The organism is Bradyrhizobium canariense, assembly GCF_019402665.1.
GTDB lineage: Bacteria > Pseudomonadota > Alphaproteobacteria > Rhizobiales > Xanthobacteraceae > Bradyrhizobium > Bradyrhizobium canariense.
On record NZ_VSST01000063.1, the window covers coordinates 42,030 to 64,089 of the forward strand.

Genomic DNA, 22,060 nt, shown 5'->3' on the forward strand with positions numbered 1-22,060 from the left:
AAGATGATCGACACCTCATTCGCAAGAATTGGATTGGGAAGAGGCGTGACGCATGTCTCCGTGACGTCGGCGTCCGATGTTGCGGAAACGACGTTGAGCGAGGGCATGACGGTGTTCTGGCGTGCCAACCAACCGATCGGCCATGTGCTGATGCATGAAGGCCAGATAACGGACGCCAGGATCGATCATATCAACGACAGCTTTCTGTCAGCTGTCGACTCCAAAGTGCGAACCCCGACGAAAGTGAGGCTCTCGGCGAGCGTGGTGATCTGCACGCGCGATCGTCCGGACGAGCTGAGCAAATGCTTGTCGTCGTTGCCGCGGCAGACCCATCCTCCACGAGAAATCATTGTGGTGGACAATGCATCGCGCGATCGGAGGACGCGGGATGTCGCGTTGGCCGCGGCAGCAACTTATATTCGCGAGGATCGCCCCGGTCTGGATATTGCGCGCAATGCCGGCGCGCTCCAAGCGACCGGAGATATTGTCGCCTATACGGACGACGATGTGCTGCTTCACCCGCGCTGGCTGGAGCAACTGACATCTGCGTTTGACTCTCCCGAGATCGGTGCAGTGACTGGGCTTGTGCTTCCCGCCGAGCTCGCGACCGAGGCGCAACGGCATTTCGAGACGTATTGGGGATTTGGCAAGGGCTATCGCGAACAGGATTACGACCCCGCAGTTTTCCGATCTCATCGCGGCCAGGTTCTTGCCGCGTGGGAGATCGGCGCCGGAGCGAGCATGGCGTTCCGGCGCGAGGTGTTTCAGGCCGTCGGGCTCTTTGATGAGCGCCTGGACGTCGGTCAGGCCGGTTGCTCGGGCGACTCGGAGTACTGGTATCGATTGCTCGCGGGCGGCTACACGTGTCGTTATACTCCGGCGTCAGTCGCATTCCACTTTCACCGCAGTACAATGGATGGACTGGCCAGCCAGATCTATCACTACATGCGCGGTCATGCAGCCGCACTTTTGGTGCAGTATGAGCGAACGGGGATCTCGGCGAACCGGTGTCTGGCCTACTATTACAAGCCGCGTTGGTATCTCTATCGGCTGCTCCGGAATGCAATGGAAGGAGGGAGCATTCGCGACCGCTTCCTCAAAGAGGAGGTGACGGGGTATTTCGCCGGATTGCTGTTCTATCATCGCCGAAGGTTTCGAAGATGACGGCCCATCCGCGTACGTCCGTCGTGGTGGCCGCCCGCGATGCTGCAGGTACCATTGCCGAAACGCTTGACGGCCTGCTCGCGCAGCGCGACCTCGACTGGGAAGCTCTTGTCGTGGATGACGGTTCGACCGATGCCACGGCCGCGATCGTCGCCGAATATGCGGCGCGGGATTCCCGCTTTCGGGTTCTGCAGTCTGGCGGAGTAGGCGCTTCAGGTGCCCGCAATAAGGGAATTGCAAGCGCGCGCGGCGAACGAATACTGTTCCTTGACAGTGACGATTGGATTGATCGGTCCTTCCTTGCCCGAATGAATGATGCGCTGGATCTCGATCCTTCGGCGGTGGCTGCCTATTGCAACTGTTGCCGGGTCATGCCTGACGGCAGTGAATCTCCCGTTCGCTGCGATCCGGCCATCCAGGACAACGCCTTCGAGCGGTTCGCTCGTACGTGTGCCACGTTCATTCATGGCGTGCTCGTCTTGAAGAGCGCTGTTGCAAAGGTCGGCGGCTTTGAGGCCAGCCTCCGCACGTGCGAAGATTGGGACCTGTGGCAACGGATCGCCCGCTGCGGCGGCAGGTGGATCCATGTTGATGAGAAATTGAGCTATTACCGGACAAGCGACCGTTCACTGACGCAAGATGTCAAACGGATGCTGGCCGACGCGCAGGTGGTCATTGCTCGCGGATTTTCGAGTGATGATCGCGTTAGCGCGCCGGCACCCGCACATCGGGCGGGAGCGTCAACTGCATACGGCGGCGCCGCGGCGGCGTACGCGTACTTCGCGCTCTGGTGTGCCGGATTTGAATGCGGGCGCAGAAACGCCAGCCATCCAATGCTGGAAACGCTCAGGGACATTCCAAAAGCCCAGACGGCGGCGGACGAGATCACCAGCGTCCTGCTCGAAGCCGTCGTGGTCGGCGCCAGAACGGTGCCTGCCAAGTTGGCGGAACGGTGGTCGCAGTACGGGGACGGGGTAACCGGCCTCATCTTGGCAATCGGCTGTGCGTGGAACGACCCCGCGGCGGGGCGAAAGTGCCAATACAGGTTTGAGCGGAAAGTGCTCGAGTATGACGACCTTTCGGCACCCAGGGTGCTCACACTGACGCTCGGCATGCGCGTTGACCTTCGCCGTATCGCCACCATCAGGCCGATCGGGACCATTGATCGATTATACGTCTATCTCTGCGACGGCCCTCGCATCCTGGCGCTGCTGGATATTGGTGCCCTCGGCACTATCGACAGCCGGTTCTGGATCGCGCTGGCCTCCAATGGCCTGGTTCATTCCCAGATCAGAGCACAGCTCGGAAATCTCGTTCGTGCAAGAATCGAACTTCACAAGTGGACCGGAATGCTTCGTCGTTTCATGCGAGACGGCCGAGATACTCACCGGGCGCGACTGCGCGAGCTGGCCTCGCGAGCTTCAGGCCAGGCGCGGCCGCTGGCCATTTCGGGTATACCCGATTCCAGCAGCCGGATTCGATGTGCCGAAAGGTCTCGACACACCGCGCGCAAGCAATTTTGGGAAGGTCTGTTCGAGCAGGAAGATCCCTGGAACTACGGTTCGCCGTATGAACAGGAAAAGTACAGCCGGCAACTTGAGCTCCTTCCAGACCAACCAGTGGACGACGCGCTTGAGCTTGCCTGTGCGGAGGGACATTTCACGCGGCAATTGGCTCCCAGGGTCAAGCGCCTCCAGGCCACCGATATTTCGACTAAGGCGCTCGATCGCGCCCGTGTCCGGTGCAATGGGCATCAGAATATCGAATTCTCCCAACTGGATTTGTCCGCCAATCCGCTCCCGCAGGACATCGATCTGATCGTCTGCTCCGAGGTCCTTTACTACCTCGATGACGAGGCTGAACTCCAATCGGTGGCGAAGCGACTGGTGCAGGCGCTGCGTCCTGGCGGTTACCTGGTGGTTGGGCACGCCTTTGTGCTGAAGGACAACATGTCGCGAACGGGGCTCGACTGGGAGAGTCCGTATGGGGCGGAGACGATCACGCGAATTATCCAGAGCGTACCCGGACTTGCCCTGGAGACGTCGATCGAGACGGAGCTGTACCGTATCGATCGATTCAGGCGGTTACTCCCGGGTGAAGCTGCCCCTGACACACAGGTGAAATGCGCGGCTATCGACGCCCCGATTGAAGTCGAGGTTGTGCGGTACATCGTGTGGGGTGGTGCCGTCGCGCGCAGGTCTGACGTCGCGCAATCCGAAAGACGCGCGCACGCTCCGGTCCTGATGTACCACAGAGTTGCGGTTGAAGGACCACGTGAATTGGCGCGGTACCGGCTGTCTCCCGATGCGTTCCGGCAACAGATGCTGTGGCTTCGCCGCAATGGATACCATACCATCAATTCGGATCAGCTCGCCTGGTTCGTGGCAAGCAATCATCCGTTCGTCGGCAGGCCGGTGCTGATCACCTTCGACGATGGGTACGAGGATTTTGCCGAGCATGCATGGCCGATCTTGCAGGCAAACGATTTCTCGGCAGAGGTGTTCGTTGCGACCGACTTCGTGGGAAAGCGGGCGGAATGGGATGCTCCGTTCGGAGAGCCCGCTCCACTGCTCGACGCGGTCAGGATCGCCGGGCTTGCCGCCGAGGGCGTATCCTTTGGTAGCCATTTGGCGAGCCATCCGCGCGGCGAGGAACTTGCGACCTGGACTCTCGCCGAGGAATTGACGCGATCTCGTGCACAGTTGGAACGATGGCTTAGGCGACCCGTAACGTCACTTGCCGCGCCTTTTGGCTCCACAGATCAGCGGCTTGGAATTCTCGCAGCCGAATGCGGCTACAAGACGCTGTTCAATACTGTCAACCGGGCCGCCACACTAAGGGACAATTTGTTAGACCTGCCGCGAATTGAGATCAGAGGCGATTTTACGCTGGACACATTCGCGCGCTGCCTGGAGCAGTATCAATGAATATGGATGCGTTTCTGGTCGGTGTAGTTATTCCGGCCTTCAACGCCAGTGCAACGATCGACGAGACGCTTCGCAGCGTCAGATCCCAGTCGCACCGGGAGCTGGAAATTATTGTCGTGGACGACGGCTCCACAGACGACACGGTCGCAGTTGTGCAGCGGCATCTGATTCAGGATTCTCGAGTAACAATCATAGAACAAAGTAATGCGGGGGTGGCGGCCGCTCGGAATGCGGGCTGGCAGGCGGCGCGCGCGGACTTCGTCGCGTTCATTGATGCTGATGATCTCTGGACGCCCTGCAAGATTAAACGACAGCTTCAAGCCTTGCTTGATGGAGGAGAACGGACTGGTCTTGTCTACAGCTGGTATGACTGGATCGATGCCGATAGTCGCGTAAGCGCCAGGTCCGATCCCGTGTTTCATGCGGGCGAGGTGCTGGACTATCTCTGTCAGGGAAATTTCATCGGCAACGGCAGCTCGTCACTGGTCCGCCGAGAAGCCCTCATAGTTTCAAAAGGATTCGAGAGTGGACTCAGGGCATCGGGGGCAGAAGGCTGTGAAGATCTGCTGTTCTATTGCCGTGTCGCGGAAGCGTATCGTTTCGCGGTCGTGCCCGAGTACCAGATTGGATATCGCTACCTCCCGAACAACATGTCGAGCAACAAGACCCGGATGTTCCGGTCGTGGATGCTGGTCGCGGATGAGATCATGATGCGGCACCCCGAGCGCGCGGCGCTCCTTGACCTGGGCTTCAGAAACTATGCGCGTTGGTTGCTTCGGAGAGCTCTGACGGGCGGTGAGTTGTGGTACTTCGTTTCAATCTTTGGACTCCTTTTCAAACGGAATCCCTTGCTCGCGCTCAGGGTCGCGGTGCACGATGTGCCGCGGGATACCGTCTCGGAAATCCGGTGGAAATGGCGTCATCGGCGTCGCAGGGCGGTTCGACCCCCGGCTTCGTTGTTTGCCATCGGCGATCCCAGTCAATCGCTATGACACAACACGCGAACAACGCACGAAGACCGAGAGCTGCTCGCCGCGCTGCATTGGTCGAACTGTTCAAGCTGCTCAAGCTTGCTCCGCTGCCCGGTTGGGTGACGCCCGCACTAATTGTCCTTGGCTTGGCTACATCGTTGGCGGAGACGGTCGGGATCACCCTCGTGCTCCTGTTCTTCTATTTCGCCATGGGGCAGGTGGAACTTGCAACGTCGACCAGTGGCCTCCTGGGCGAAGCGCTCCGATACGCGGCGAATTGGTTTCAGAGCTCGACCGAAACTGCTGTCGTTCTGCTCCTTCTCATCATTGCTCGCGGTGCTCTTTCCTTCGTCAACACACTAGTCAGTGCGCGTGTTGGAGAGAAGATCAATGAGGTCGCGCGCAACCGCGTTCATCTGCAGTATCTGTCAACTTCCTATTCGTTCTTCCAACGCCATGACGAAGCATATCTCATGGAGGTGTTGGGAACCGAGACGTGGGTGATCTCCGGGGCATACGCGAGTCTTACCCGCATTATCGTGAGCTCGTGTTCGGTGTTTCTCTTCGCGTCCTTTCTGTTGGCGCTCTCAATCAAGGTAACCGTCCTCGCCCTCGTCGCTTCGATGATTGTGTCGGCCGGATTGCGGCATCTTTCGTTGCCCATGCAGCAGTTGGGTGCCGGTGTAAAGCTGGTTCATCAAAAGCTGGGTGAGCATATGCTGATGACACTCCAGGGTATGCGCACGATCCGCGCGTATGGCCAGGAGGAGATTCACCAGAAACGCTTCGAGCAGGCCTCGACGCAGGCCCGACAGGTCGCACTGCGGCTTGCGCGCCTAACCGCTATGATCTCGCCTCTGACGGAGGTGGGATATCTTGTCGTGCTGTTTCTCGTAGTCGCGTTCGCTGACTTATGGGGAATCGGTTTCGCGACGAGCCTGACCGCGGTCGCGTTGCTCTATCGATTGCAGCCGCACATGCGAGATTTGGAAGGGAACCTGCTGTATATGGCGCAGATCGAGCCTCAGCTTCGGTCCATCAGACACATGCTGTCGACAGATGACAAGGAATATCCGAAGGCCGGGCACGTGGCGGTGGCTAAACTGGAGGACGGCATCTCCTTTCGCAACGTGACGTTCCGCTATGATGCCGGTACGGAGCCCGCTCTTTTGGATGCTTCGTTTGACATTCCGGCGGGGAAGACCACTGCGCTCATTGGAGCCAGCGGAGCGGGCAAGACCACGATCGTAAATCTATTGTTACGCCTGTATTCGGCCAGCGAGGGTGACATACGGGTTGATGGCCGATCCATCGAAGACGTTCGTCGAACCGATTGGCTCGGCATGCTCGCGATTGCGGGCCAGGATGTCGACCTGGTCGAAGGCACGGTAATCGAGAACGTTCGGATGGCCAAGAACGACGCCTCCGAGGAAGAGGTTCGGCAGGCGCTGCGGGTCGCGGGCATTTCAGAGGTCGTCGAGGCCTTACCCGACAAATACGACACCTGGATAGGACAGCATGGCCTGCGCTTCTCGGGCGGTCAGCGGCAGCGTCTTGGTCTTGCACGAGCGGTTGTGCGCAATCCGAAGTTCCTCATCCTCGACGAAGCGATGAGCGCGCTCGATCTGACGCTTGAGGACAGCATTCGACGCGCTATCCAGCTGCAGTTCAAGAACCGAACCTTGTTGCTCATAACGCATCGCCTGGATTCCGTGCGCGATGCGGACCACGTGGTGTGCATTGAAAACGGCCGGGTTCGTGCTGAGGGCCCTCCGGCGAAAGTCCTGGTGAGTCGAGGAGCGTGCGTAACAGGAATTTCGCAAGATGATGTGGTTACCTACCGCATGCGGAATACGGTTCCCTAGTCGGAACCCAGGGTGTCGGCGCCCGCCCGTGAATGACGAGCCCTGCACTGAGCCTCCTGTTGCAAAGCAGCGCGGTTCACACGAGCCCGTAGCATTACGGTGTCTGTGCAGAAATATCCAGCCACCAGCCGATTCGCTCGTCATGCGTCAAATTGCGTCGAATCCATAAGGCTCTTTTGAACGCATGCATAGTTGTGTGCCACGTAAAAGGAGCACGCAATCCATCATGACGATTATCAATGGAAGCGCCGGTGCCGACGTTCTGTTTGGCGGTACTGGAAATGATGTTCTGACCGGAGGAACAGGCAGCGATACTTTCGTCGTCTCGAAGGGGTACGGCTCCGATACCGTCACTGATTTTCAGGCGGGCTTAGGCGGCGATGTGTTGCGATTGCAAAACTACGGCTTTGCGACGTTCGCCAGTTTCCTGGCAGCGGCCGCCCAAATGGGCTCCGATACGGTTGTGACGCTGTCATCCACCGAAACCTTGACGCTGCAGAACGTCGCGCTTTCGACCTTGGTTGCCAGCAATGTCGCACTGGACAGTCCGCTGCCAGCGAGCGGAACGGCATGGAACTGGGCGGGTACCGTCCTCGCGGGCGGCACGCTGACGACCGGGCCGACAAATGACGGCATGGAGGCCGGCGGCACGGGCGTCACGCTTATCGGCGGAGCAGGGGACGACACCTACTATGTCTATGACCACAACACCAAGGTCGTGGAGCAGGCCGGAGAGGGTATCGATACGATCCGTGTCTGGAACATCAACGGATACAGCCTGGTCAATGCGCCGAACGTCGAGAATCTTGTCCTGACGGATAGCGTTCCGTCTCCCGCCACCGGTAACGACCTCAACAACATCATTGTCGGCAATGCCGGCGACAACATGATCGACGGCGGGCGGGGCAACGATGTGCTGACCGGTGGGGCCGGTCGCGACACCCTTGTCGTCACCGCGGGCAACGGCAACGACATCGTCACCGACTTTCAGGCGGGCGCCGGCGGAGATGTCCTGCAGCTCAACAACACAGGCTTCAAGACGTTCGCCGACGTTACGGCGGCCATGAAGCAGGTGGGCACTGACCTTGTCCTGACGACCGCCAACGGCGAAACGATAACGCTTGAAAACACCAGCCTCCAGAATCTCACGGCCGCCAATATAAGCATCGTCAGTCCCCCGACCGGACTGGTCCAGACCTTCAACGACGACTTCAACGCGCTCTCCGCGGGCCAGGATCCGAGCCTGACCTGGCGCACGAGCTATGCCTGGAGCGGAGCCGCAGGGTACGGGCTGGCCGGCGAACAGGAAGTGTATGTCGATCCCAGCTTTTCCGGGCTGCCGGCCACTCAGGCATCAACGTCGCTCGGGCTTAATCCGTTCTCGATTCAGAACGGTCACCTCGTCATCACGGCGCAACCGCTGCCTGCGAGCGCAACGCCTTATACGGGCAGTGCCATATTTTCGTCGGGCATGATCTCGACTCAAAACAGCTTTACCCAGACCTACGGCTATTTCGAGATGACGGCCACGCTGCCCAGTACAAGCGGCGCGTGGCCGGCGTTTTGGATGTTGCCGAGCACTGCCAATAACCTCAACACGGAAATCGATGTGCTCGAAGCCTTTGGTCAGGACCCTGACCAGGCGCATTGGGCCATTCACTCACCGTACGCGCCTTCGACGAACGGGGCCTGGGCCAATACGGCCAACCTGACCGCTGGAGAGCACACGTTTGCGCTCAAATGGACGCCCTACGACCTGACATTGTTCGTCGACGGGAAAGAGGTCGCACAGCAGGCGACACCCTCCGACATGAACACGGCGATGTACATGATCGCCAACCTGGCAATGGGCGGGAGCTGGCCGGGCAACGCCACTGCAGGATCGACGGCGACGATGACCATCGATTCCATCACGGCCTATCAATTGCCGGAGTACACGCTTGCGAACTACACCCTGCTCACGAGTGGCGCGCCGACCAACACGATCGCGGGAAGCGCGGCAGCAGACACACTGACCGGCACATCCGGCAATGACCTGATCGGTGGTGCAGGAGGCGCCGATGTCATGACCGGCGGCGCCGGCGATGACACTTATGTCGTGACCGATTCCGGTGCGAAGGTTATCGAGGCCTATGGCGGAGGCATCGACACCGTAAACTCCTCGGTGACGTATACGCTTTCGAGCTACGTCGAAAATCTGACGCTCACCGATTCGACGGTCGTCAATGCCACGGGAAATATTCAGTCCAACATCATCATCGGCAATTCCGCGGCGAACGTGATCACCGGCGGGCTCGGCAATGATATCCTGACCGGGGGCGGCAGCGCGGATACCTTCGTATTTAACTCCGGCGACGGTTCGGACATCATCACCGACTTCTCGCCGGGATCGGGCGCCGGACACGATGTTGTCCAGTTGAACGGCTTCGCCTTTACCTCATTCGCCGACGTTCAAGCGGCTATGAGCCAGGTCGGAAGCGACGTGTATCTGAAGCTGACGAGCCAGGATACCTTGGTGTTCCGCAACACGACGGTCTCGGCGTTTACCGGCGACGACTTTCAGTTGCCTGCGACGCCGCCGGTCGGGGGGACGATCACATCATGGATCAGCGGGAAAGCGAGCAGCCGCATGGTGTATGGCACCGCGGCCAACGACAAGCTCTCGGCGCTCAATATCGATGACACGCTCATCGGAGGGAACGGCGACGACACCTACGTCATCGGAAGCGCAAACCAGAAGATCGTCGAGAATCCCGGCGGCGGCATCGACAGTGTGGAGGCATGGACGTCGCACACGCTGTCCACGAACGTCGAAAACCTGACGTTGATGATGGGCGGGCTCGCGGGTGTCGGCAATCAAATGGCAAACCGTATGGTCGGTTCGAGCGGCGACGACATCCTGGACGGCGCCGGCGGGAATGACTGGCTCTCCGGAGGAGCCGGAAACGATACGTTCATTTACAATGGAGGCAGCGGCAACGATACGGTCGCCGATTTCCACGTCTTCACGAGTGCGACTGCCGAACACGACAAGCTGAGTCTGAAAGGTTACGACAGCGGCGCCTATTTGACCCATGTGAACGATGTGTGGACCGTTCACTACGCTGGTGGAGCGGATACGCTGCGCATTGCCGGCGTCACCAGCTTGACGTCGGCGGACTATTCATTCATTTCCGCGACGAATTCGCCGATGGCGATGAGGTCTATCGCCGTGCCGACGATCTCGGCGGTCAACGACAGTGGCTCGATCGTGTCGGGCCTCATCAATACAAATCATCTGGTTCTCACGGGTCGCGCGCAACCAGGTTTAACCGTCAAGGTTTTCGACGGGGCAAATCAGATCGGCACGACGATCGCCGACGGCAACGGTAGCTGGAGTACGGCGACGGCATTGCTGGCTGAAGGCGGGCACGCTTTTGCCGCCTCAGCGATGGACGGGGTCGGAAACCTCACCGCGCTTTCAGCCGGGGTCAATGTCACCATCGATACGCTCGCCCCGAACGTGCCCAAGCTCGCGTCGTTCTCGCCAGACAGCAACGTTGCCGGCGATGGCATCACCAATGTCAACCACGTGAATTTGACTGGAACCGCGGACGCCGGGAGCACCGTTCAGGTCTTCGACGGAGCGACGATGATCGGAACGGCGATCGCCGATGCCAACGGAGCCTGGTCTTTTGACACAGCAACGTTGGCGGACGGTAATCACACCTTTACCGGCAAGACCGCGGACGCCGCCGGAAACGTCAGCGCTTCCTCCGGCGCGTTGAAGGTCGCGGTCGATACGCGTGCGCCGGTTGCACCTATCCTGACCTCGGGCGCACCTGGAGCTTCGGGCGCGATAATCGTTTCCGGCACGGCCGAGGCCGGAAGTACTGTCCGCCTGCACGAGGGCTCGACTTTGCTCGGCACGGGCGTCGCGGCGACGAGTGGGGCCTGGAGCGTCACCACCGGGGCGCTCACGGCGGGGCAACACAGCTTCACCGCGACCGCCACCGACATCGCCGGTAATTTGAGCCTGCTTTCGAACGCTCTCAGCTCCGCCGTCGGTACGGTGATCGAAGCGGCGGGCACGACATCGCTTATCAAGTCGGGAAGCAACTTTTACCTTTCGACGGCCGGCTCATCGGTGATCCTGAAGAATGGCGGAACAGCGGTTGTCGCGGGGCAGCTTGGCTCATGGGTGCCAGTGGCTGCGGAAGCGTCATCGAACGGCTACCTCGTCGCGTGGAAGATTCCCTCGACCGGCCAGTTCGCAGTCTGGAGCACCGACAGCAACGGCAATTTCGTATTCAACTATTTGAACAAGCTGCCCGGCACCGATCCGGCTCTTACATCGAGCGAGACCCTCTTTCATCAGGATCTCAACGGGGATGGCGTGATTGGTCTTCCACCAGCGCCTCAGAAGGTTTCGGGCACGACAATCGAGGCGTCCGGCTCGACCAGCCTGGTTCTGGTTGGCTCGAATTACTTGTTCGACGCGATGGCCAGCGGCGCGGGGCCGACCTTGAAGTACGGTGGCGTAGCGGTTGTGTCAGGACAGTTCGGCGCCTGGACGCCGGTGGGCGTGGAACAAACGACCAGCGGCTATGATGTAGCCTGGAAGATTCCGGCCACCGGCGAACTCTGTGTGTGGATCACGGACAGCAATGGCAACTATGTATCGAACCTCCTGAACAAGATGTCCCCGACCGACCCTGCTCTTAAAGCAGTCGAGACGACTTTTTATCAAGACCTCAATGGCGATGGTGTAATCAATACGTCATCGACCATCCTCAAAATCTCCGGAAATGTCGTACTGAATCTGGGCAATATGTCACAGGCCGTGACGGTCGACCCGGGCGCCACGCTCGAATTGTCTGGCGCCGCTTCCGGGTCGATCACCTTCAAGGCGTCGACCGGCAATCTGGTGTTGGACCACGCGTCACAATTTACGGGAACGCTCATCGGTCTGACGGGTGACGGCACCGCGTCCAATTCCAACCATATCGACCTGAAGGACATCGCGTACGGAGCGGGAACGTCGGCGTCCTTTTCCGGCAGCACAGCCGGTGGCGTGTTGACCGTGGTCGATGCTCAAAATCACACGGCACATATCTCGCTTGTTGGCGACTACACCAACTCGACCTTCAATCTCTCGAGCGACGGATCCGGGGGCACGCTGGTCATCGATCCTCCGAAGGCCGGCTTCGACTTTTCGGCGGTTGCGCCGTCGCAGCCGCCTGCTGCCGCACCGGCCGTCGGCCCCGCGCGCCTGGGGGACGGTGGCTTCGTGTTCGAGCAGTCCGCTAGCTCCAACGGACATGACATAATCGGCCAGGCGTTTGATCAATCGACCGGGGCAGTGTTCCTCTCGGCGACCACTTGGCCAGGTGTTGACACAGGCGTTCATCAGGTCGACGCCGTTCACGCGATCGCCGCGATCGATGTCCATCTAGCCGCGTTGCACGGCTTCATCCTTCACTAAAGGCCTTTGCCTTTCGAAAAACGTTGCGCAATACGCGTTTCGCCAATGCCCGTTTTCCCGCGAAGAAGGTCATGGGGAGGAGATATGATGCATAGGCAAGCGCCAGCAGCGCAGCCAGCCCAGCGAAGGAGTTTCCATCCAATGAGATGATCGAAATGCTTGTGACGGCCGCCGCAACGCCACAACCGATCCAATGCGGGACAGTCGTCTTGATCAGGCTCCTTGTCGTCACGGGGCCATGACGACCGATCGATATGGCGTAAAGCGGCAGCACGACCGTGCAGTTCACCAGCGTATACGCCGCGGCGATTCCAAGCGCGCCCCAGGGAAGACCGATGAGGAATGAGGTCACGTTGATCAGGGCGGTCCAAACGCCGAGCCTGAAGTACTCTTGGCCACGTCCTTGACTGAGGAATAGCCAAGCTGCCGTCGCGGTCGCGACCTGGATCAAGCCCGCGACGCCAAGCCAAGAAAAAATCGGGGCGGCACCCACCCAATGCTCGCCAAGGAGAACTCTGAAGAGCGGCTCCGAGAGCAGGATGGCGAAGACGATGCCCGGCTGACATATCAGCATAACCATGGAAAGGGCATCGTTGTAGGTGCTCAGATATCTCTCCTTCTCGAAACGAAGCCGTGAAAGCAACGGGACAATCACCTGGCCGATGGGGTTGTGTAATTGGATGATCGGCAGCAGCAACAGCTTATAGGCCCGATCGTACAGGCCGAGTTCGTCGCTCCCTCGAAATCTGCCGATCAGAATGTTGTCCGCATTTCTCGAGAGATAGTTGGCCAGATTGAACCCTGACACGTGCAGGCCAAATCGCGCCATGTGCCGCGTCTCGCTGTCCAGACGGGGATATCCAGGGCGATAGCCAGAGTACGCCCAGATCCCGACTGTCGAAATGAGCGTGAGAACGAGCGTGGACAGGTAAAGTGCCCAATAGTCTCTCAAGATGATTACGGCGACGATCCCTGCGGCAACGGAAGCGGTTGTCGCAGCGACGTCCAGGATTGCCAGGGGCTTGAACCGGGATTCTCTGGCAAGTAGCGCCGCCGGAACGGTCGGAAGGCCAGCAATGAAGCTTAGGCCGGCAATTGCGATCATGAGCTGTTGAAGCCTCCTATCGCCGTAAAACAGCGCAGCCGGATGGGCGCACAACGCCAGAACGAGAGCGGATGCCGCGGAAGCGAGCACCGACAGCCAGAACAGCGCATCGATCTGGCCCTTGGCGATTTCCGTGCGTTGAATGATGGTCTGTCCAATGCCGATGTCCTTGATGAGCCCGAGGAACGTTGCAGCCGTCGCAGACATGGCCAGCAGGCCGAAGTCTGACGGGGCAAGATTTCGCGTCGAGAATATCATCAAGACAAAACCGGCCGTCAGTTTCCAGGCCTGGGAACCGCCCGTTATGAGGATGTTGGTTACGGCCCGTGACTTGCTATCTCTGTCCAACGAGCTCACCCCCGCCACCTCAACAGTCTTGCGCGGTCTTGCGCCTGCCAGCAATGCCGCGGGAAATCCAGCGCGCTGAACGATGGCGGTTCCGATCGTCTCCGGCTTTTAGCTTGGCCTTGACACGAACGGAAGACGTGATCGGGCGATGTGGAATCGGCTACCTGGGCGAGCCTGGTCGAAATAGATTTCAAACGAGGGCCTGACCATCACCAATGTCAATGCCGAGATTTGTGGTCCAATCGATGCCCGCAGTGTGTCCTATTTCAATTCGCAGTGCTGAGGTTCCCGTGAGATGATTTTGTGAGCACTCACGCCAGGGGAAAGGCAACATGCGCTTGCGATGTTTGCAGACCGCTGCTGATTCTATATGTTCGGTTGATCTCGATGGCGAAGCACCGGAGTTCGAGACGGGATGACGTTGTATACCGTTGCATCACGGCAGGGAACCCGGTCTGGCGTCACGTCACTTGCGGGACCTCTCTTCCTCCTTGCAGTAGCCGTCATTCTTTCGGCGATTTCGCGGCGGGCCGTCACGCATCTCGCGCGCTGGTCTGACATTTACGCACTGGTGCTGGTTTGCTTGGCATTTGCCGGCGCGCTCGCCTTCAACTCCATTCGCTACCGTGATTTCTCGCCGCCATTGCGGATCACGGCCGTCGCGATCGGAATGGCGATCTTCGTGCAGTTGTTGTTCGATTCATTGGGGCCTTTTGCGGGGCCTCCCAACATCCTGTTCGGCTCGAGCGACAAAACACTGTTCTTCCGCTACGGTGCGGTGCTTGCGGTTGTGGCAGGAATAGCCGCGATCTGGCGACCTTCATTTCTGCTGCCGCTGTTTTACTTCTATCATGCATGGCGCGAAATGGTGAGCGTCGTGTCCAGCATCTTCGTGACCGAGACCGATTATCTCGGCATGCTCGACATCGGTAACTTCGTCGTCCTTGGCGTGCTCGGCACGATCGTCCTCACCAGCGCCCCGGTGATCGATCGCGTGCCGCGGCTGCGCACACTGTTCGCTTCCGCAGACAACGTGACGCAGCTTCGCGATCGCACCTATGGCTTGATTTGGGCGTGCGCCGTCGGGGCGCATCTCGGCAGCTATTTTTGGTCGGGAATCTCAAAGCTGCAGGCTGGTGGCGAGAAGCCATGGACCTGGCTGCTCGCAAATCCCACGCAAACCTCAATCCTGATGGGACTGGAACGCGGCGACGCCCCTCTCGGCCTATGGCCGGGCGCGTTGCAGACGATCTGGGACGCGATCGCGAGCAACCAGCTGATCTTCAACGTCTTCGTGCTGGGTGCCCAGCTCCTGTCGCCGCTGGGTGCGATCTCGACGCGCGTGCTGTCGTTCTTCTGCCTGCTGTTCGACATCTTCCACATCGGCGTGTACTTCACGCTCGGGGCTCTGTTCTTCTTCTGGATTGCGCTCAACCTGTTCATCGTAGCCGCGGCACGCACGCTGCCACGTGGTGGGTTTACCCCGGCGATGAAGGTTGTGATGGTCGTGACAATCATCTGTGGCCGGCTCTTCTTCTACACCAATTACCTTGGATGGCTGGACGGGCCGAAGCTGGCGAGCCCGCGGCTTTTCGTCGAGACTCGGGATGGTCGCCAGATTCTCGCGCCTTCCACGTATTTCGGTATCTACTCGTACATGATCGGAACCGGAACCATGTACATCCCTGAGAATCATTTCCGGGCTCGCGTTGGCGGCAACAACCACGATCTTGCGACTTGGCACGACGCGACTACCTGCGGCCCGGAGATGCTTCCGCGCCAGGACACAGGCGTAGCCATGGAGGCGGTGGAAAAATTAGTGCGCGAGACGGATCGCTTTTTCCGTGTCTATCCCTGGGTGAAGGACAACAACAGCTTCTATGCCTATCCGCACCACATGCTCTCCAATCCATGGCTGTATGGAGAATTCAACAAGCTGACCATGGACGATATTGTCGCCTATCACTATGTGGTGGACTCAGTATGCCTCGGTCTGGTGGAGGGCAAGCTTGTGCGCGACGTTCGGAAGCGAACGGATTATCGAATTGCCCCATAGCGATGACGATATCTGGGTGGTCTATGACGGCGAATGCCCGTTATGCAGTCGCTATGTTCTGCTGTACCAGTTGCGGGAACGTGGGCAGCGCATTCACCTGATCGACGCGCGTTCGGAGCATCCAATCATAGGCGATATCCGCGCGCGCAACCTCGATTTCAATGAAGGCATGGTGGTTCGCTGGCGTGGGCAGCATTACCATGGGGCCGATGCAATGCATCTGCTGGCAACGCTTGCCGGCAAGGCGACAGTCTTCAATCGCCTCAATCGACTCGTGTTCTCCCGGCCACGCCTCGCAAGGGCACTTTATCCGGCGCTGGTGCGCGGAAGGAAGCTTCTCCTTCGAGTTCTCGGCCGCAAGCTGATCGTTGAAATCAATGCTCCAGAGCAGCGGATACCGGTCGGTCCTTCCGACGAAGACATCAAGCACGACGACGGGGTCCGGTGACGATTGGAGGAAGGCTCCAGCGCGACTCCTGTGCGTCAGGATTATCGCATCGCGGCCTGGTAGGCCGGAGAGAGACGCATCAGACCGCAGCGGACAAGATCGTCGGATGATTGGTAGATCAGGCTTTTGGGATAGATGAGTTCGAATGACGGATTCTGATCGAGCCGCTCCGCGTAGCGTTGATACTCGACCGATCCGAGATAGTAGTTCCCCTCACGGACCGCGATTGCGACCTTATCGGTGAAGTCGTGGAGAAATTTGAAATGGAGCAGGGCGCCTGTGACGTCGCCTGGCTTGCCTGGCGGAGCCATCAGGTGACCGGCGGCGATATAGCGCCGGCCAGGCAACCAGCGCGCGAACGGCACTTTAGTGAGCAGCGGTGGCTGCCAGCGCGTGATGTTAACTGCAGGCAGCAGCCGCGCCAGCCCATATGGCTCAAGCAACTGTACAAGTGCGTCGTAAAGCGCGATCTTCGGCGGCATCGGTTCGTCATAAAACAGCCTCGCTCGCGCACCACCCACCAGGTAGCTGGTCGGAAAGCCGCGCCGACGGCGCTTCACATAGGTATCGGAATCGAAGTAGGAGGAGAAAGCGACGAGGCTCTCGCCGGCATGGTAGCGTTCCGGACCGCCGAGCCAGCGTGGATACATATCGACCATCTCCGCGGTCATGCAATCAGCGCCGACGCTCTCCAGATAACGGCACAGCCATCGAAGATCAAAATTTTCGCAGCCGGGGTAGACAAAGAGTTCGTCGGCGTCGAGCGTCAGCGCCCACCGTCCTGGCGCGAATTGGTCGAGCACGGCGCTGGTCCAACGCGCGCCACCACTTGATTCTGCAAAGGGCTCCCGGATCTCGAACACGTGAACGTCCGGCTGATCGAGCAGGAATGCTCGCGTGCCGTCATCCGAACGGTCGTCGATTGCGAGGAAACGTCCGACCCCGAGCCGGCGATGATGGCGCAGGAAATCGGGTAATCGCAGCATCTCGTTCCGGAGCTTGCCGACAGCCACGATCTCATCGGCGCCGAAGTCGAGCGGCCGGGTGTCGATCCGGTGAATGACCGGATCGGGGCGCTGCTTGGTCCGTGATCGCGTTGGCGTCACGACAGCCGCTTGACCCCTTACAATCGACTGTTGTAACGCGTTCTGCGCGCGGTTCCCGCCCGCCGCTGCTCTCGCCAGCAATTCCATAGAGTGTCCAGCCAACCGATCACATCTGCATTATTTTCGATAAAAGAAGGCGAATATAGGTGCTATGGACGGTCACGATGTCCCAACGGGTTGATCTAGCCTCATAAGCCGTGGTGAGGGACAATGTGCGCCTCTTCTTTGCAATCGAGGAATATCGGCCGGCGGCTTCGCGCCGGTTCTAAATAAATTGCATCGCCATTCGTTCCCAAACGTCTTGAGCATACAGTGATGTGTCGCGGCAGCTTGTTGCGCATTCGTCTCGTCCGAAAGCATTTGCGCCAGTTGATTTTGTGCAACACAGCCACTGAAGTTTCAAGGAGCTGACATCAAAGTCAAAGGAAGGAGCCTCCGCCACGCATTCACACGCGTATTCAGTTGGGTGCAGGAGATCTTTCGGTTGAGCAGATTAGCGCTTGGCCACCAGCTTGTGCGGAGCATCACTCGTGCGCGGGATCATGCCGCGTAAACGAAGCGCGCTCACAAGCACACCACCAGGAATGCGGCCCTGCGGGATGATCTACATGGTAATTAATCAGGTGCGGAGCTTCTACAGGAGGATGTGTCAATGAACCGGCTAAGAGCACAACATCCTCGCTGGCCGCTTATGATAGGGGCTGACTAGAAGGCAATTTGCGATTCAGGCATCTGCGGTGATGCCTCCGACTGCACCTGGTCGAGCACCGAGAGGTTCGCGATGAGCAGATAGATCAGCAGGCTCGCGCAATAGACGACTTGCAAAATCACCGCGCCAGCGACGAATGCTATCGCGCCCGTGGCGAAACCCTGCTCGAGGCCCAAATACCACGATGCAACTAGGATCAGCGCCGTTGCGGGAATAAGCGCGTATGCGCGAAGAAATCGCCCCAGAACAACTCCCGCCACGGCGCTGGCAATCATCAGCACGATCAAAATCTGCCCTCCTGCTCTTGCACCAGAGATGTTCCGGACGCATGACAGGCCGTATTGTAGCCACAGAACCGCTAAACACATACCACTTTTGCGCAGCGGACGCCAGTCTTTGGTGCGCCTGCCGCTGCGCTGCGGGCGGGCGGTTCTTTCCCGGAACGTGTTCGGCCATTGGCCCGGTTCCTTTGACCCCAGTCTCTCCGAAATCTGGTGCTTTGTTCCAGGGGTTTAATTCTTCGACGCGAAGTGGTCGACCTGGCAACGGGCCGACCCGCAGATGCCGCAAGAGACTTGTGACCAACACGCCCCGGGAGGGCGAGCGGCCTACCTTTCCTGTTTTTTGCGCAGCAGGAGCCCGACCAGTTCTTCGAGGCTCTGCTCAATCTCCACGGACTCCAAAGATCGCGTGTCGGGCTTAGACAAAGGAGGCTCGATGAGACGCAAGTTTGCGCCGGCAGGCCGGGCGGGTTTCACTGGGTTCGGCTCCCCGACGGATATGCCTTGAAACGACTGAGGCATGTCATGGCTCGTCCGCTCAGGCATTGCGGGATGGGATGAGGCGGATCGCGTCCTGGTGCTTTCATCCGAAGACGGTTGCCTGGTTCTGAGCACGGGGGAAACGTAGGGTTGCAAGTTCAAGTACTCAGTGTGCCGCTTACGAGAGATCAGCTCGCGCGTGGCATAGCCGGCAGCGAAGCCAATCGCGAGCAGAACGAATATGATGAGGAGGCCTCCCATTAAACTATACGTGTCCGCTCATAATTCTGCCTCACAGTCAACCTGCTGCCGTCTTTATCCTATCGTTGATAGCTGCCGTAATTGACGATTTGAAGGCACGTCGTTCGCCGAGTCCGAGTTGGGCTGTGCTCGCCTGAGCCTAGTTGCTGGTCAATGTGCCCTCCGTCTGGCATCGCCCTCGAAAGTGATGCGACAGCCATTTATTGACAGCTCGCTCAACGTAGCGAGCATCGCAACAGGAAGCCACGAACATTGAGATCGCCGTCTTGTCATTGCAATCCCCAGGTTCCACCATCATAGCCGACAGCCCCGCGCAGAAAATCGGGGCCGTCAACGGTTTTCGCGGACTCGCCATCATGATGGTGATTCTTTTTCACTTGCTTGTTCCGTTCACATCCAGCGCGCCGGCGTTTCCCGGAGAACTTGATCCGAACGGTTTCCTAGCCATTGTCGCGAAGCACGGCTTCCTCGGCGTAAATATCTTTTTCGTGCTCTCCGGATTCGTTCTGTACCTGCCCTATCGCACAAAGAAGCGAACCATCGATCGGCTCGCCGACTTCACACATTTTTATTGGCATCGCGCAGTCCGGTTGCTTCCGCTTTATTATACGGTCGTCCTGGTGACGGTTGCACTCCATGCCAAGTCGCCTGCTGGATCGCACGCGTGGTATTTGGAGCTCGGCGGGCTTCTATCTACGCTTTTCATTTTCGTGCCACATGGGTTTATGCCCCCCTCCAATCCGGTATTGTGGTCCGTAGGCGTTGAAATCTGGTTCAGCCTTTTGTTTCCGCTGCTGATTCTTCTGATCGCGCGCATCGGCCTTGGATGGCTGTTGCTGTCGAGCGTCGTCATCTGCTCAGCTTTCGTGGTGGCTGGGCATCTTATCGCGGTGGATCGGATTGGGATGTTTCGCCCGTTTGTGGGCGGAATATTCGGGTCGTGTTATCAGTTCATTTTCGGAATGTTGGCTTGCGATCTCTACGTCAAGTCCAGGGACAGCGTTTCAGCCAGGAGATTTCAGTCGCGCGGGCTGCTGCCCGGACTGCTGCTGATGATTGCCGCCATATATCTCAAGGATAACGGCCCCTGGGCTGTGAGCATTCTCTATGCCACGATCTTTTGCGCCGGGTTTTCCATGCTGCTGCTGGCGGTCTTGTGCGGGGCCTGGTCCGCAAATCGCTTGTTCGAAGCATGGCCAGTCCAAGTCGTCGGATGCATGTGCTACAGCATCTATGCGTGGCATTCGGCCATTATGGTTGAAATGATCCCGCCTGATACCTCTTCGTTAAAAGACACGCTTCGATTATCATTGCCATATCTCACGATAGTGATCGCGCTGAGTGCTTTGAGCTACCGCTATATTGAGTTTGGCCATCAGCGTGATTGGAGGGCTTTGTTCTTGTTGCGCAACACAAAATCCAACGAGGTCCCCGGCAATCAGGGATTCATTGGTGATCATGCCGACTCTAAGGCCTCTGCATCGTCCTGAAAGACAATTTCTATTGGAACACGTGCGATGCCGCCATTGGCATATCGGGTTCGGGTCGCTAATTTGCTATTTGGTTTCCACTTCTCGCGGCCGGTGTCGTCGTTGCGCTGCCTTTCGTAGCCTTCACTAGATCTGGCTTACTGCGGCGGAGTATCGCCAGCTGCCATCGAAATCGCGCTGCCCTTGCTGATGTTTTGACTGTGCGGAAACCTCAAGCTGCACTTCCTCTATCAGAGGTGGGCGTGAGTACTTGATTGCTGGTAAGCGCGCGTTTGTGCGCTTGGATCAGCAGCGAGCCGGGACGTTGGCTTTCTGGCTAGAAATGTAGGTGGCGACAATCACGGACATTGCTCGGGACCTGAAACGATGGCTGAGCAAGGTTGGGAAGTTGCTGAATTCGGGCGAGACCTCGCTCGAGCGGCACGAAACCGCGGTCAAAAGCTTGAGGCGAGGTCTCCCTTGAGGGGCTTGAGGCGAGGGCGTCGGAGCTGATGGGCAGCGGACGTGGCTAAATCGGCTCGTGACAGATGACTTTGATCCGGATCTTCGAACAATCGCGCGGTGGCACGTCGTAACTGCGGTGATGCAATAGCTCTCGCTTATGTCACACTGGCAAAATGCGAGGGTCCATCCGCTGGGGTTGGCGCCACCTTGGATTCTGCAACTCTTGGAATCGACACCTGGTGGCTCGCGCGGACCCGGCAGGTCCGCTAGCGCCGGGAATGTCTTCTGCGACTCACGCCTTTGGCGCGACCTCGACTTTCACGCCTTCTCTCTTTGAGCCGTTGCACCCGGTGACGGAGTCTCTGCAGCTCCGTAAGGAGAGTGACCAGCCTCTGAACTCTCTGACGCAGAATAGCCGAACGACTATAAACTTGACTTCGATTACTCATAGCTGCCTGGAAATGACTACCTGCTGAAAAAGGACGAGCAAAATGGGGAGTCTGGGTAGCGGGCCGGAAAACAACCGCTCTAGTGCTTCAGTTTTAAAGGTTGTCCCAGTATCAAACGAAATGATTTGATCGATTGCAACCCGATTTTCTTCGCATTTTGCGATAGTCAGCTCGGAACCAATATGAGGGCCGCAGGCCCTCCAAACTGGCGGCTCGGCTCCTCCAAAAGAGTATGCGTGTTGCCGAACAGCTGCCCCATTTCTTTCGATCGAATTGGAGCTGAGCTCAGCTGCACTGTCACGGTTGCTGCGTCGCAGTCGCAAGCGGAACTGATCTTTGTGCGCTCGCATTATCCACCCTCGGCAAAGTCCACGCGAAAGGTATGCCTCGGGTGGAGGCCGCCTTCCCGGATCGGGTTCGAGCGTGAGATGATTTGCTCATTAATTCGCAAGCAACTGAGCAAACGGGACGACGGTTACGGTTCTATCCGGT

At 58.6% G+C, this 22,060-nt stretch carries 11 protein-coding genes; 8 read left to right on the forward strand and 3 right to left on the reverse strand.

Annotation, left to right across the window (positions count from 1 at the left end; translation table 11 throughout):
• The first annotated feature begins 3 nt into the window (after window positions 1-3).
• The 5 genes from FXB41_RS30635 (at window position 4) to FXB41_RS30655 (ending at window position 12,391) form a co-directional block, all read left to right on the forward strand.
• Complete coding sequence (locus FXB41_RS30635; RefSeq protein WP_198288247.1) at window positions 4-1,164, forward strand: glycosyltransferase family 2 protein; 1,161 nt, start codon at window positions 4-6, stop codon at window positions 1,162-1,164.
• The gene (locus tag FXB41_RS30640) at window positions 1,161-4,091 is read left to right on the forward strand and encodes a trifunctional glycosyltransferase/class I SAM-dependent methyltransferase/polysaccharide deacetylase (protein WP_219684437.1); all 2,931 of its coding nucleotides are present in this window, start codon (window positions 1,161-1,163) and stop codon (window positions 4,089-4,091) included. Before FXB41_RS30635 ends, FXB41_RS30640 begins: the two co-directional genes overlap by 4 nt.
• Window positions 4,088-5,083, forward strand: a complete 996-nt coding sequence (locus tag FXB41_RS30645; RefSeq protein ID WP_007595290.1) for a glycosyltransferase family 2 protein — start codon at window positions 4,088-4,090, stop codon at window positions 5,081-5,083. The genes FXB41_RS30640 and FXB41_RS30645 overlap by 4 nt, the downstream gene beginning before the upstream one ends.
• A gap of 50 nt (window positions 5,084-5,133) precedes the next feature.
• Window positions 5,134-6,927 (forward strand): ABC transporter ATP-binding protein, encoded by a 1,794-nt coding sequence (locus FXB41_RS30650; protein WP_198288246.1) that lies wholly within the window; start codon window positions 5,134-5,136, stop codon window positions 6,925-6,927.
• A gap of 226 nt (window positions 6,928-7,153) precedes the next feature.
• Entirely contained in the window at window positions 7,154-12,391 is a 5,238-nt protein-coding gene (locus FXB41_RS30655) for an Ig-like domain-containing protein (protein ID WP_219684438.1), read from the forward strand.
• Here the strand turns inward: FXB41_RS30655 and FXB41_RS30660 are convergent.
• Window positions 12,378-13,844, reverse strand: a complete 1,467-nt coding sequence (locus FXB41_RS30660) for a lipopolysaccharide biosynthesis protein (protein ID WP_157158586.1) — start codon at window positions 13,842-13,844, stop codon at window positions 12,378-12,380. The genes FXB41_RS30655 and FXB41_RS30660 overlap by 14 nt on opposite strands.
• A gap of 415 nt (window positions 13,845-14,259) precedes the next feature.
• Between FXB41_RS30660 and FXB41_RS30665 the strand changes: the two genes are divergently transcribed.
• Window positions 14,260-15,900: a hypothetical protein gene (locus FXB41_RS30665; protein WP_219684439.1), complete on the forward strand. Its 1,641-nt coding sequence runs from the start codon at window positions 14,260-14,262 to the stop codon at window positions 15,898-15,900.
• The gene (locus tag FXB41_RS30670; protein ID WP_007595275.1) at window positions 15,854-16,348 is read left to right on the forward strand and encodes a thiol-disulfide oxidoreductase DCC family protein; all 495 of its coding nucleotides are present in this window, start codon (window positions 15,854-15,856) and stop codon (window positions 16,346-16,348) included. Before FXB41_RS30665 ends, FXB41_RS30670 begins: the two co-directional genes overlap by 47 nt.
• A 41-nt stretch (window positions 16,349-16,389) precedes the next feature.
• Here FXB41_RS30670 and FXB41_RS30675 read toward each other — a convergent pair whose 3' ends face one another.
• Both FXB41_RS30675 and FXB41_RS30680 read right to left on the reverse strand, forming a co-directional pair.
• The gene (locus FXB41_RS30675) at window positions 16,390-17,541 is read right to left on the reverse strand and encodes a glycosyltransferase family 2 protein (RefSeq protein WP_007595274.1); all 1,152 of its coding nucleotides are present in this window, start codon (window positions 17,539-17,541) and stop codon (window positions 16,390-16,392) included.
• A 618-nt stretch (window positions 17,542-18,159) separates the two neighbouring features.
• Window positions 18,160-18,450 (reverse strand): hypothetical protein, encoded by a 291-nt coding sequence (locus FXB41_RS30680; RefSeq protein WP_007595273.1) that lies wholly within the window; start codon window positions 18,448-18,450, stop codon window positions 18,160-18,162.
• Between the two features lie 1,001 nt (window positions 18,451-19,451).
• Here FXB41_RS30680 and FXB41_RS30685 point away from each other — a divergent pair.
• Window positions 19,452-20,675 (forward strand): acyltransferase family protein, encoded by a 1,224-nt coding sequence (locus FXB41_RS30685; RefSeq protein ID WP_219684440.1) that lies wholly within the window; start codon window positions 19,452-19,454, stop codon window positions 20,673-20,675.
• The last annotated feature ends 1,385 nt before the right edge of the window (window positions 20,676-22,060 follow it).

Coding starts and splice junctions, on each gene's coding strand:
- FXB41_RS30640 (WP_219684437.1), top strand. CDS start 1,161: ATGACGGCCCATCCGCGTACGTCCGTCGTGGTGGCCGCCCGCGATGCT.
- FXB41_RS30645 (WP_007595290.1), top strand. CDS start 4,088: ATGAATATGGATGCGTTTCTGGTCGGTGTAGTTATTCCGGCCTTCAAC.
- FXB41_RS30635 (WP_198288247.1), top strand. CDS start 4: ATGATCGACACCTCATTCGCAAGAATTGGATTGGGAAGAGGCGTGACG.
- FXB41_RS30675 (WP_007595274.1), bottom strand. CDS start 17,541: ATGGAATTGCTGGCGAGAGCAGCGGCGGGCGGGAACCGCGCGCAGAAC.
- FXB41_RS30655 (WP_219684438.1), top strand. CDS start 7,154: ATGACGATTATCAATGGAAGCGCCGGTGCCGACGTTCTGTTTGGCGGT.
- FXB41_RS30665 (WP_219684439.1), top strand. CDS start 14,260: ATGACGTTGTATACCGTTGCATCACGGCAGGGAACCCGGTCTGGCGTC.